At 40.9% G+C, this 12,803-nt stretch carries 10 protein-coding genes; 5 read left to right on the top strand and 5 right to left on the bottom strand.

All coding sequences use genetic code 11. The features are described from left to right. Positions 1-64: 64 nt before the first annotated feature. Positions 65-934: an AraC family transcriptional regulator gene (locus QZ379_RS02870; protein ID WP_291558167.1), complete on the bottom strand. Its 870-nt coding sequence runs from the start codon at positions 932-934 to the stop codon at positions 65-67. A gap of 120 nt (positions 935-1,054) precedes the next feature. On the opposite strand from QZ379_RS02870, the gene QZ379_RS02865 reads away from it, so the two are divergent. The 5 genes from QZ379_RS02865 (at position 1,055) to QZ379_RS02845 (ending at position 7,741) form a co-directional block, all read left to right on the top strand. Beyond that, positions 1,055-1,870: an SDR family oxidoreductase gene (locus QZ379_RS02865; protein WP_291558164.1), complete on the top strand. Its 816-nt coding sequence runs from the start codon at positions 1,055-1,057 to the stop codon at positions 1,868-1,870. Positions 1,871-1,915: 45 nt separating this feature from the next. Continuing rightward, entirely contained in the window at positions 1,916-3,100 is a 1,185-nt protein-coding gene (uxuA, locus tag QZ379_RS02860) for a mannonate dehydratase (RefSeq protein ID WP_291558161.1), read from the top strand. Continuing rightward, on the top strand, positions 3,097-4,572 hold the full coding sequence (locus tag QZ379_RS02855; RefSeq protein ID WP_291558158.1) for an MFS transporter: 1,476 nt from the start codon (positions 3,097-3,099) through the stop codon (positions 4,570-4,572). The genes uxuA and QZ379_RS02855 overlap by 4 nt, the downstream gene beginning before the upstream one ends. A 10-nt stretch (positions 4,573-4,582) precedes the next feature. Continuing rightward, positions 4,583-5,989 (top strand): glucuronate isomerase, encoded by a 1,407-nt coding sequence (gene uxaC / locus QZ379_RS02850; RefSeq protein WP_291558156.1) that lies wholly within the window; start codon positions 4,583-4,585, stop codon positions 5,987-5,989. 240 nt (positions 5,990-6,229) lie between these two features. After that, positions 6,230-7,741, top strand: coding sequence for a sulfatase (locus tag QZ379_RS02845; RefSeq protein ID WP_291558153.1), 1,512 nt, complete (start codon positions 6,230-6,232; stop codon positions 7,739-7,741). Positions 7,742-7,816: 75 nt separating this feature from the next. Here the strand turns inward: QZ379_RS02845 and QZ379_RS02840 are convergent, their stop codons facing one another. From QZ379_RS02840 to QZ379_RS02825, 4 genes are all read right to left on the bottom strand, one after another. Further along, on the bottom strand, positions 7,817-8,242 hold the full coding sequence (locus tag QZ379_RS02840) for a SufE family protein (protein WP_291558150.1): 426 nt from the start codon (positions 8,240-8,242) through the stop codon (positions 7,817-7,819). A 19-nt stretch (positions 8,243-8,261) separates the two neighbouring features. After that, a complete protein-coding gene (locus tag QZ379_RS02835) occupies positions 8,262-9,269 on the bottom strand; it encodes a M28 family peptidase (protein ID WP_291558148.1) in 1,008 nt (335 codons plus the stop codon). Positions 9,270-9,545: 276 nt separating this feature from the next. Beyond that, positions 9,546-10,910 carry an MFS transporter gene (locus QZ379_RS02830; protein WP_291558146.1) on the bottom strand — a complete coding sequence of 455 codons (1,365 nt, stop codon included), beginning with the start codon at positions 10,908-10,910 and terminating at the stop codon, positions 9,546-9,548. Positions 10,911-10,985: 75 nt separating this feature from the next. Further along, a complete protein-coding gene (locus QZ379_RS02825) occupies positions 10,986-12,578 on the bottom strand; it encodes a DUF6377 domain-containing protein (protein WP_291558144.1) in 1,593 nt (530 codons plus the stop codon). Positions 12,579-12,803 lie beyond the last annotated feature (225 nt).

Below are 12,803 nucleotides of genomic sequence, written 5' to 3'. Positions count from 1 at the left end.
ACACGTTCGTGTTCCGCCCGCGTCACGTTCGTGTTCCACGCGTTACACGTACGTGTAACGGTTTCTACAACTCCAATATTTTCCTTCTATATTCTGTCGGAGTAACTCCTGTGACTCCTTTAAAACATCTGTTGAAATGTACGGCCGATTCGAATCCGCATTCTATGCTTATCTCTGAGATATTGAAACGGTCGTCGGCAAGCAGTTTGCATGCATAACCTATTCGCATATCGGTGATGTACTGCTTTAGCGTTTTTCCCGTATTGTCCTTGAAATACCTGCAGAAAGCGGATGGGTTCATGGCTGCGTACGATGCTATTTCGTCGAGTGTTATATTGTCGGTATATTTCTTGTTTATATATGCCACTACCTTCTCAATCTTCTTGTTCTTGAATTCTGCCGGTACAGGATTATAGTTCGGCGATGCCGCAAATTCCCTTTTCTTTATCATTGACAGCGACTGAAGCAGCTGAAGGAACAGGATAATCTGCTCCATACCTTCAGTTTCGGGTATCCGTTTCAGCAGCGATGTTATCTCAGGTTTGTTCTTAACCGAAATCTTTACCCCTCTGTTTGATTCGTTCAGTAGGTTGTTTATGTTGATGAACTGCACATAATGAGTGAACGAATATTGCATGAAATCCTTCTCAAACTGTATAATCGTTCCGTTTACCCTCAGCTTTTCATCGTGTTCGTATTCCGGCGGATTCTGCATGCAATGTGGCAGTGTGGAACCGAACAATAGCAAGTTCTCGTCGGAGTAATCTATTATATTGTCACCTATGATGCAGTGGCCGAACCCTTTTTCTACATACATTATCTCAAATTCACTATGAAAGTGCCATGGATAAGTGAACTTTTTGTAATTATAATTTCTTGCCTTTATGGGGTTTGAATTTGAGATATGCAATTGTTCGTTTACTATCTTTTTCATTATATATGTATTTAAAATACTTTTAATGCAAATATAAGTAAATATCTTGCAAATTTGTGTATATCCGTATGTTTCTTTCTATAGTATTTTTGCAATAAGAAAAATTTAAAACTTATATATATGAATAACATGTTTGATATTACCGGAAAGGTAGCCGTCGTAACAGGCGGTTCCGGCGTTTTGGGAAGTAATATAGCAGAAGGTCTTTTGAAAGCCGGTGCTAAAGTCATAATCATCGGTGCTCATCAGGACAGGGTAGATGCGGCATTGGAACGTCTGAAAGCAGTGAGCCGGGATGTAGCAGGTACTGTATGCAATGTGCTTGACATCGAGAGTCTTCGTTCTGTAAAAGATACAGTACTTTCAAAATGGGGTCGTGTGGACTTCCTTATCAATGCTGCCGGTGGTAACATTCCCGGCGGTACGCTGACTGTTGACCAGAATATATTTGACATGAAGGTGGAAGACCTTAACAAAGTTGTTGACCTTAATCTGTACGGAACGGTATATCCATGCCTTGTTTTTGGTGAAATTATGGCTAAGCAGCAGAGTGGAGCCATAGTGAATGTTTCATCAATGGCTGCATACGAATCTCTTACACGCGTTCCGGGATATTCTATGGCAAAGAGTGGGGTTGAAAACTTTACTCGTTGGATGGCTCAGGAAATGGCTATCAAATTCAGTGATAAGATTCGTGTAAATGCTATTGCTCCGGGATTCTTCATCGGAAACCAGAACCGTGCCGTGCTTATTAACCCTGACGGCTCGCTTACTGAACGCAGTCAGAAAGTAATTGCCAAGACTCCTATGAGGAGATTCGGAGATATCTCAGAATTGAATGGTGCCGTTCAGTTCCTTTGCAGCAATGCCGCAAGCTTTATCACCGGTGCAACATTGGCTATCGACGGTGGTTTCAGTGCATTCAGTGGAGTATGATGTGAGTTTTTAGTTCTTAGTTTTTAGATATAAATTCTATACATTATGATGGAAAAAACTTGGAGATGGTTTGGAAAGAAGGATAAGATTACTCTTTCCATGCTGCGTCAGATAGGAGTAGAAGGAATAGTGACAGCTTTGCATGATGTTCCAAACGGTGAGATTTGGACTGTAGAGGCTATCAACGACTTGAAATCGTATATCGAGTCATACGGATTGAGATGGTCGGTAGTGGAAAGTCTTCCTGTATGCGAAGCTATCAAATATGCAGGTTCTGAACGCGACCGGCTGATTGAAAACTATAAAGTCAGCCTTGCCAATCTTGGTAAGTGCGGTGTAAAGACAGTATGCTACAATTTCATGCCGGTAATCGACTGGGTGAGAACAGACTTGCAGCATCCATGGGCAGACGGTACAAGCTCGTTGTATTACGACAGGGTACGTTTTGCATATTTCGACGTAAAGATTCTTCAGCGCGAAGGAGCGGAGAAAGACTATTCTGAAGAAGAACTCCGCAAGGTGGAAGAACTCGACAAGGTTATCACAGAAGCTGAAAAAGATGAGCTTATCGACGCTATCATAGTTAAAACTCAGGGATTCGTAAACGGAAATATCCGCGAAGGAGACAAGAACCCTGTAGCTATATTCAAGCGTCTGCTTTCACTTTATGAAGGTATAGACCGTGATGCATTGCGCGAAAACATGCGTTACTTCCTTGCTGCTATTATGCCTGTGTGCGAGGAATACGGTGTAAACATGTGTGTTCATCCGGATGACCCTCCTTTCCAGATTCTCGGATTGCCTCGTATCGTTACAAACGAAGAGGATATAGCATGGTTCCTCAATGCAGTAGACAATCCTCACAATGGATTGACTTTCTGTGCTGGTTCATTAAGCGCAGGCGAGCATAACGATACACGTGAACTTGCAAAGAAGTTTGCCAAACGTACACACTTCGTACATTTGCGCAGTACGGCAGCTATGCCAGGCGGTAACTTTATCGAGAGTACACATTTGTCAGGTCGCGGACATCTGATTGACCTTATCAGAATTTTCGAAAAGGAAAATCCTGGATTGCCTATGCGTGTTGACCATGGCCGTATGATGCTTGGCGACGAAGACAAAGGATATAATGCCGGATATTCGTTCCATGGGCGTATGCTTGCCTTAGGACAGGTGGAAGGTATGATGGCTGTGGTAGAAGATGAACTGAAAAACGGAATGCCATGAATTCACAAGATAATAGAACGAAAATGACAAATTATCGCTGGACGATATGCCTTATGCTGTTCATCGCCACAACGATAAACTATATGGACCGACAGGTTCTTTCTCTTACTTGGAAGGACTTTATTGCTCCTGAATTTAACTGGACTGATGCCAATTACGGAACTATCGCCGGTTTCTTCTCAATACTGTATTCTGTAAGTATGCTTTTCGTAGGAAAGTTTGTTGATAAGATTGGTACTAAAAAAGGCTATTTATGGGCTATTGGAATATGGTCTGTAGGTGCCTGTCTTCATACTTTCTGCGGAATACTTACTGCCGGAATATCTACAGGCACATGGGCTTTCACTTTTGAAGGTGCGCGTGAGGCTATCGAAGCTGCCGAAACAGCAGGTACAGTGATATGGAGTGTATCGACCGTAAGTATATGGCTTTTCCTTGCCGCACGTTCCATACTGGCAGTAGGAGAGTCAGGTAACTTCCCTTGTGCCATCAAGGTTACAGCCGAATATTTCCCGAAGAAAGACCGTGCTTTCGCTACAAGTGTGTTCAATGCCGGAGCACAGCTTGGTGCCTTGCTCGCGCCTTTCACCATTCCTGTCATAGCACGTTATATGGGTTGGGAAATGTCATTCCTTATCATCGGTGCTTTAGGTTTCTTCTGGATGGGATTTTGGGTAAGAATGTATGAAACTCCGTCAAAGCAGAAGAAAGTCAACAAGGCAGAACTGGAATATATCGAGCAGGATCGTCTGACAGAAGCTTCTGAGACTGCAAAGCTTGCAACAGAAGAGAAAAAGGAGAAGGGTATCAGCCTGTGGAAGTGTTTCACTTTCCGTCAGACCTGGGCAGTTATATTCGGACGTTGTCTTCCTGACGGTGTGTGGTGGTTCTTCCTTTTTTGGGCACCTGCTTATGTGAAAGATGTTTACGGATACAGCTCCGATTCTACTATGGGTATGCTGCTTATCTTTACTCTTTATCTTATATCAATGCTTTCCATTATTGGCGGTTATCTTCCTACGGTGTTTATCACACGCCTTGGCATGAATCCATTCGCAGGACGTATGCGTGCCATGTTCATCTTCTCTTTGTTCCCATTGCTCGGGCTTTTTGCACAGCCGCTCGGAAATATATCCTGCTGGTTCCCTATAATTATAATAGGTATAATAGGTGCAGCGCATCAGAGCTGGAGTGCCAATACTTATACTGTAGTGAGCGATATGTTCCCTAAATCGGCTGTAGCAACAGTTACAGGTATCGGTGGTATGGCCGGTGGTATCGGCAGCTTGCTGTTCAATCAGGGCTCAGGTATCCTGTTTACTTATTCAAAGGAAACAAATATGGCTTTCATGGGATTCGAAGGCATCCATGCCGGCTATATGATAGTGTTCCTTATAGCTTCAGTAGCTTATCTGTTCAGCTGGATAATGATAAAGATACTTGTTCCGAAATATAAGATAATTGAAATTTGATAATTGTAGTATGAAAGATTTTATAAACGAAGATTTCCTTCTTCAAAGTGATGTGGCAAAGATGCTGTATCACGAACACGCGGAAAAGATGCCTATCATAGATTATCACTGCCATCTTAATCCGAAGATGATTGCAGATGATTATAAATTCAGTTCCATTACAGAGATATGGCTTGGCGGCGATCATTATAAATGGCGTGCGATGCGTGCAAATGGGGTAGATGAAAAGTATATCACAGGTAAGGAAACTTCCGACTGGGAGAAATTCGAGAAATGGGCAGAAACAGTTCCATATACATTGCGCAATCCGCTTTATCACTGGACTCATCTTGAATTGAAAACAGCTTTCGGTATATGTGAAACCTTGAATCCTGCATCGGCAAAAAGGATATACGATAAATGTAATGAACTGCTTGCTACTCCTGAATACTCGGCTCGTGGACTGATGAGAAGATATAATGTAGAGTCTGTATGTACAACTGACGACCCGGTTGATACACTTGAATACCATAAAGCTATTGCTGATTCCGGTTTTGAGGTGAAAGTCCTTCCTACATGGCGACCGGACAAGGCCATGAATGTCACTACAGCGGCCGAATACAGGGCATATCTTGAAAAGCTTTCACGGGCAAGTGGAGTGACAATCTCCAAGTTTGATGATTTGGTTGAGGCTTTGAAAGTGCGTCATCAGTATTTTGCCGACCACGGATGTAAACTTGCCGACCACGGGCTTGCTGATATACCTGCTGCTGATTATACTATGGCTGAGATATCAGCGATATTCGACAAGGTATATGGCGGTAATGAATTGACTAAGGAAGAAAAAACAAAATATCAGTCAGCTCTGTTGATTATCCTTTCCGAGATGAATGCAGAGGCTGGATGGACACAGCAGTATCATTACGGGCCACTACGTAATACGAACTCGAAAATGATGGCAAAGCTTGGTCCGGATACAGGCTTTGATACTATCGGCGATTTCAGATGTGCTGAGGCTATGGTTAAGATATTTGACCGCCTGAACTCAGAAGGTAAACTGGCAAAGACTATACTCTATAATATTAATCCGTCGGAGAATGATATGGTGGCTGCAATGATAGCCAACTATCAGGATGGAAGTGTGCCGGGCAAGATGCAGTTCGGTTCAGGCTGGTGGTTCAACGACCAGATGGGAGGAATGCTTCGCCAGATGAATGCTTTGTCTGAACAGGGACTTTTAAGCCGTTTTGTAGGTATGCTTACAGACTCTCGTTCGTTTCTTTCATATCCTCGTCATGAATATTTCCGCAGAATATTGTGTAATATGATAGGCTGTGATGTTGATAACGGATTACTTCCCGAATCGGAAATGTGCAGGATAATGTCTATGATAGAAGATATATGTTATAATAACGCAAAGAATTATCTTGGACTTTGAATATATGACACTGTTTGTTTCGGGGCCATATCCTCACTTGCCTCCGAACAATATGATGTCCCGTTTCCTGTAAAGTTCCTAAAGTCTTTGATTTTTAAGTGTTTGATTGCTTTGTTTACCGAAGCGTTGTTTTGTGCTTATTTTATAAAATGTTCATAAATGTTGCTTTTTTTTCTTGTCATATGAATAAAAGAACTATCTTTGTATATGACGATAAGAAACATTTAAAGAATAATACCTATGAAAAGAATTAGTGCACAAATAATCACATTATCTGCTTTTTCAGCTTTGTCTGCACAGGACAAACCAAATATCATAGTATTTTTAGTTGATGATATGGGAGTGATGGATACTTCCGTACCGTTTATTACCGATGCGACGGGGAACGTAATGCCGCAACCGTTGAATGATTGGTATCGTACTCCGAATATGGAGAGACTTGCGAATCGGGGAGTACGCTTTTCTACATTCTATGCACAAAGCGTAAGTTCACCTTCGCGGACTTCAATTATGACCGGGCAGAATGCCGCCCGTCATCGTACTACAAACTGGATTAATGCAGAAAACAACAACAGGGATGAGTTCGGACCGTATGAATGGAATTGGAAAGGGTTGCGTTCTTCCGATATTACATATCCGGCATTGTTGAAATCGGCCGGTTATAAGACTATTCATGTAGGAAAAGCGCATTTTGGATGTAATGACAGTTTCGGAGAAAATCCACGTAATATAGGTTTTGATGTAAATATAGCCGGTTCTGCCATTGGTCATCCGGGAAGTTATCATGGAGAGAATGGCTACGGATGGATAAAGGGACAGAGGGCAAGGGCTGTTCCTGACCTCGAACAGTATCACGGAACAAATACTTTCCTTTCTGACGCGCTTACTCTTGAAGCCATGAAAGAAGTAAAGAAGGCTGTATCGGAAGGAAAACCGTTTTATCTGAATCTTGCCCATTATGCTGTCCATACTCCATTCGAAACAGACGAGCGTTTTATAAACAATTATCCTAAGGGAGAGAAAAAAGACGATGCCCGTGCCTTTGCCACTCTTATAGAAGGAATGGACAAATCGTTGGGTGATATTATGGACAATCTCGAAAAAATGGGAATCGCTGAAAACACAATGATAATATTTCTCGGAGACAATGGTGGGGATGCTCCGTTAGGTGGAGCAGCAGATTATGGTTCATCAGCTCCGCTAAAAGGAAAGAAAGGAGCCGAATATGAAGGTGGAGTGCGAGTCCCGTTTATTGCTTCATGGTGTAAGCAAGACAAGTCAAACAAGTTCCAGAAGAGATTTCCTATTGCCGAAAATTATGTACAGACTCAGTTTGGTACTGTTATGGATATATATCCTACTGTGCTGGCCGTTGCAGGAGTAAGTGTTCCGAAAGATTATGTTCTTGACGGTAGCAGTATGACCAAACTTTTTGCCGGGAAAAAAGATAAGCACAGAAGAGACGATGTACTTATTCATTTTCCTCATAATCATAGAGGCAGTTATTTTTCAACTTATCGTAAGGGTGACTGGAAGATTATTTATTACTATAATCCGGATAAGGATGGAGTACCTTCATATAGACTTTATAATCTGAAAGAAGACCCGTATGAAAAAACTGATCTTGCTTTGGATAATCCTGAAAAGCTGAATGAAATGTGCAGGATGATGATTGAAAGACTTAAGCTTGAGGGGGCTTTATATCCGGTCGGTAATAACGGCAGGACGCTGTATCCTGTAATGCCTGAATAATACACTTGTCTTTTTTATACTAATGAAACGCCATTTCTAACGGAACATGGCGTTTCTTTTAGTATGTGCGGTTTCTTATGAATTTTTAGCCTTGAAAGCCAATGCGTACATGCGCATCTGTTTCACCATTGCAAGCAGACCATTACTGCGTGTAGGCGAAAGATGTTCTTTCAATCCTATTTTTTCAATAAAGTAAAGTTCTGATTTTAGAATTTCATCAGGAGTATGTCCTGATACCACTTTTATTAGCAGTGCAATTATACCTTTTACAATTAAGGCATCGCTTTCTGCCCGGAATATTATCTTTCCGTCTTCCATGTCAGCCTGAAGCCATACACGGCTTTGGCAACCGTCTATAAGGTTCCGGTCTGTCTTGTATTCCGGATTGAGCGGCTTCTGTTCGTTTCCAAGATCTATCAAAAGCTGGTACTTGTCCATCCAGTCTTCAAAATCACTGAACTCTTCTATTACTTCGTCCTGAAGTTCGTTTATTGTTTTCATCGTTATTTTGCTTTTTATGTTATTTCTCGTTGTAAATCACCTGAAGTACAGTCTGTCCTACGGCCTGTAAAGTTGCACGGTCTATATTCTCCATTGTATCATCTATGGTATGCCATGTAGGGTTGAATCCTGTATGACTGTTTACATCGTAATGTATAATATCTACACAAGGAATCTGCCTGTATCGGTTCACGTAGATATGGTCGTCTGTTATTTCTCCACCTTTTTCCTTGATAAACATATTGCTGTAGCCAAGTTCATGTGCAGCATTCCATATCTTTTTCATTACGTTGTTTGCCGTACGTTGTGAATAACCTTCATAGTAGAAAGTAGCGTTTTTACCTCCCACCATGTCGAGAAGTATTCCGTAGCGTGCCTTGTAGTTCGATACGTGAGGAATTCTACCCCAGTACTGTGAACCGAGACACCATGTATCTGACTTATAGTTTCCTTGATAGAACTCCGGAATACCGTAATCCTCTGCATCGAAAAAGGCAATGTCGATACCTATTACAGGAGATTGTATCTGAATCTGTCTTGCTATCTCAAGCAGTACTCCTACGCCGCTCGCACCGTCATTGGCACCGTCTATGGCTGTATGGTGATATTTTTCTTCGTCACTGTCGGCATATGGACGGCTGTCCCAATGGGCAAACAGAATCACTCTTTTTTTAGCTTCAGGGTTATATGCACCTATGATGTTGCGTGCTTTGAGCAGTGTTCCGTCGTAGGCTGCAAGGTCTACATTCTGATTATATACCTTTGCTCCGAATCGTTCAAGCTCGGAAGCAAGATATTCTCCGCATTCTATATGAGCTTTTGTGTTTGGAACACGAGGTCCGAAATCTACCTGAGCCTTGACATAACTGTATGCACTGTCGGCATTGAATATAGGAACCTGTACACTGGGGGCAGATTCTTCTTTGCTGATTGAAGTATCGCTTTTTTTGCTGCTGCCACAAGCGGTAACAGATGCAGCATAGATTAAAATAAGCGAGCCGGATAATAATTTTCCAAGTATATTCATTTTGTAAAAATAATGTTCCTCGGCAAAGGTAAACAGTTTTGTCTTTTTGGCAAAATTATCGTTGTTGAAGTTGATAAAAGTTTAAGCTGCTGAACGGCTGCCGAACACTCAGTGAACGTCTGCTAAACGAGTTTTAAATACCATTTAAATAGTATTTAAAAACTGTTTAAACATCATTTAGATGCAGTTTTAATACCGGACGAACGGACTTCGAAGCTCGTTCGAAGTCCGTTCGAATATCGTTCACTTGGCGTTCAGCGCCCGTTCACTAAGTTATTATTCCGCTTCTTTCTCTTTGATTATTCCTACACATAATGCACCTGTGATGAGTAGTACTCCGGCCAGTACAAGCATGTTAACTTCCGGCGGTACGCTTCCCGGAGTAGTGAATATTTTGAGAATCCATCCCCCAACCACTGCTGCTATTATCTGTGGAACGCATATCGTACAGTTGAAAAGTCCGAGATAAGTACCCATATGTCCTCCGGTCAATGCATTAGTCAGAATTGTGAAAGGTAATGCAAGCATTGCGGCCCAGGCGCAACCGATAAGAAGGAATGAGACGAACAGTCCGTACTGGTCGTGTATGAACATTGTGGAAATAAAGCCCACGCCTCCCAATATCAGACTTAATGCATAGGCGAATTTGCGGCTCTTGAACAGTGGTAATACCATAGCCCAAAGAACAGAGCCTACAGCCTGTACGGCAAACAGTATGCCTACCCAGTCGCCGGCATTCTGATATTGGACAGACTGTGTGTCAAGTACCATATGCGAGATACCATCCTTAATTACTTCTACAGAAGGTGTGTTGAAAACACCTGCAGCTACAGTTCCGTTTGTGTATGTCCACATAAACATAAATGCAGCCCAGCAGAAGAATTGTACCAAACCGACTGTCCAGAATGCTTTAGGAGCTTTTACCAATAGAGAGAATATGTTGGATTTTTCTTCTTTCGCTTCCTTTGTTATTCCGTGATATTCGGCATACAGCTCAGGTGGATATTCCTTTACTTTCGCAGTGGTATATATCACACATATGATAAGTATTGCTGCTCCTATATAGAAAGAATATATCACAGAATCAGGGATAACGCCTTTAGGTGCAATATTGCTTATTCCAATTGCTGCAAAGATGAACGGGAAGAGATATCCGGCCAGGCTGCCTGCATTGCATAGGAAGCTCTGTATAGAGTATGCCAGACCTTTCTGTTTTTCGTTTACCATATCGCCAACCATCATTTTGAATGGCTGCATTGCTATGTTTATGGAAGTGTCAAGAAACATAAGAGAGAACAGACCGAATATCATAGCGGCTGATACAGACATTCCGAAACTGCCGGCATTAGGCAACAGACACATTACAAGGACTGCTATGAGTGCTCCAACGAAGAGGTATGGGATACGTCGTCCGAAACGGCACCATGTCTTGTCGCTCAATGCTCCTATAATAGGTTGTACGATTATTCCTGCCAGGGGAGGTAGTATCCAGAAGTAGCTCAGACTGTGAGGATCAGCTCCGAGGGTGGAGAATATTCTGCTGATATTTGCGCTTTGCAATGCGTAGGCTATCTGCACGCCGAAAAATCCGAAGCTGATGTTCCATAGCTTCCAGAAACTTAAATCAGGTATTTTTTTCATGGTGAATGTATTTTTAGTTTATATAATTTATCCGTATGACTCTAATAACTAAGAACCAACAACTAATAACTCACCTTACAGATTCATTACGTCCTGTTCAAAATTGTCTTTGTTCCCTTTAGCCTTGTTTCTTATCTTGCTTCTGTAATTATATACGGTAGCCAGAGAATAGCCAAGGAAGTGTGCAATACGGTTTGCATCTGTAACTCCCAGCCTGATAAGAGCAAAAATTCTCAGTTCTGTGTTCAGATGTTCATCCTTTTTGGGATATATTCCGGCATCATCTGTAAGCAGATTGTTGAAATCTTCCACAAAGTTCGGAAACAAATCAAGGAAAGACCTGTCGAATTCATCGTAGAACATCTTTCTTTCATCGCGCAGAAACTCTTCAGACCTTATAGCCTTGAAAAGCTGGTCTATTTTCGATGCCATTGCAAGTTTTTCCAATGAGCGTCTGTATTGTTCTAACTTTTCAAGATATATGACGCATCTGTCCAGGTATTTTGCAATATACACTTCTTTGATTTTACCCGTTTGTGCCAGGTTTCTGTTTGCTTCTACCAGTTTTTTGTTGGCATGATATAAGTTTCTTCTCATAACCGAAAGTTTTTTCATCCAATAGTAGAGGTAGAAAGTAGCTATTATCAGCAGGAAGGCAAGAATACTTATTCCAATCAATAATCGTCTTATATCTTTTTTCTTTTCAGCCTCTTTCTTCTTATAAGCTTTGTCTATGATAGGATATATTTGTGTTACCTCAAGGAAACGAAGCCTTGCATTTGCGGCTACTGCATCCTCCATAGAACATGTAAGATATCTGTAAGCTCTTTCAATGTCTCCCTGTTGGTATATTATATATGCAAGTTTTTGCAATGACGCATATTCGCATTCAGCCATTTTTATATCCATTATGGCCGTTATTGTAAGATATTTTATTTGGTTAAGAGTATCTCCTAATGCTTCGTATGCTTGTGATAAGGTATAATAGGCATATACATTACGTTTTATGTCATGTGATGATTCCATACAGTGCATGAGCAGCTCTATTGCCTTAAGGTACTCACCTTTAATAATAAATCTTTCCGCCTGGTTTATATTTGTATCGGCATTTGATATGTTCATCATTGAAATGGAGTCTCTGTATGCGTCTGTCATTTTTTTATAATATCGGCTTGCTTTGTCATCTGCAGTATAGTCTGCCAACCAGCCGTAGCATGCCCTTCTCGTTCTGTAGTAATATCCTATTAGTCCTGGATTGGTTATATTATGTAAATCTACTTTATCCAACTCTATTTCAGCTTCATTATACATACCCATCACTCCAAAAACTTCGGCCCGGTTGATGAGAATTTCATCTTCCAGTTCCGGCTTGTTCATTTGTGGAAAATAGCTGTGTTTCATATTTATATAGTATAAGGAAGAATCTGCCTGATAGTGCAGATATTCATAGAACAAAGCTCCACAAAGATCGTATTTCTCTTTTACATCGCCCGATTTCCTTAAACTGTCTTTTAAATGTGATATTTTGTCCTCACGCAGTTTATGGTAATACTTCTTGTTTGAAATAACTTCGTCGAGTTCTTTCAGTAAATTCTCGTTGTCGCTTTTTGCGACAATCATAGTCGGTAAAAAGAAAATATAAATAAGTGATATAAAAAAGTTTTTCATCGTCATTAATTTTAAGTGATTGCAAAAATATATCTTTAATGCAAAGATACAAATTCATATGGGTTAAACAAGAACTTTCAGACATTGAAAATATTTATATTTTTCATCATATTGCTAATGACTAAAGTGTTTGTTATCAATATGTTGTTAGTTTTGCTGATTTATATTTTTCTTTTATATCGAAAAATCAATTTACATAAATCATAAATTTGTAATATTACAATA

The sequence above is a fragment of the Bacteroides sp. genome (assembly GCF_019417265.1).
In the GTDB taxonomy this organism is placed as follows: domain Bacteria; phylum Bacteroidota; class Bacteroidia; order Bacteroidales; family Bacteroidaceae; genus Phocaeicola.
The sequence above is the reverse complement of the archived record's forward strand: the minus strand, read 5'-3'. Positions and strand labels throughout refer to the sequence as shown.

Bases quoted from the DNA above. Each gene is read 5' to 3' on its own strand.
- QZ379_RS02855 (WP_291558158.1), top strand. From the start codon at position 3,097: ATGAATTCACAAGATAATAGAACGAAAATGACAAATTATCGCTGGACG.
- uxuA (WP_291558161.1), top strand. From the start codon at position 1,916: ATGATGGAAAAAACTTGGAGATGGTTTGGAAAGAAGGATAAGATTACT.
- QZ379_RS02865 (WP_291558164.1), top strand. From the start codon at position 1,055: ATGAATAACATGTTTGATATTACCGGAAAGGTAGCCGTCGTAACAGGC.
- QZ379_RS02845 (WP_291558153.1), top strand. From the start codon at position 6,230: ATGAAAAGAATTAGTGCACAAATAATCACATTATCTGCTTTTTCAGCT.
- QZ379_RS02835 (WP_291558148.1), bottom strand. From the start codon at position 9,269: ATGAATATACTTGGAAAATTATTATCCGGCTCGCTTATTTTAATCTAT.
- uxaC (WP_291558156.1), top strand. From the start codon at position 4,583: ATGAAAGATTTTATAAACGAAGATTTCCTTCTTCAAAGTGATGTGGCA.
- QZ379_RS02870 (WP_291558167.1), bottom strand. From the start codon at position 934: ATGAAAAAGATAGTAAACGAACAATTGCATATCTCAAATTCAAACCCC.
- QZ379_RS02840 (WP_291558150.1), bottom strand. From the start codon at position 8,242: ATGAAAACAATAAACGAACTTCAGGACGAAGTAATAGAAGAGTTCAGT.
- QZ379_RS02830 (WP_291558146.1), bottom strand. From the start codon at position 10,910: ATGAAAAAAATACCTGATTTAAGTTTCTGGAAGCTATGGAACATCAGC.
- QZ379_RS02825 (WP_291558144.1), bottom strand. From the start codon at position 12,578: ATGAAAAACTTTTTTATATCACTTATTTATATTTTCTTTTTACCGACT.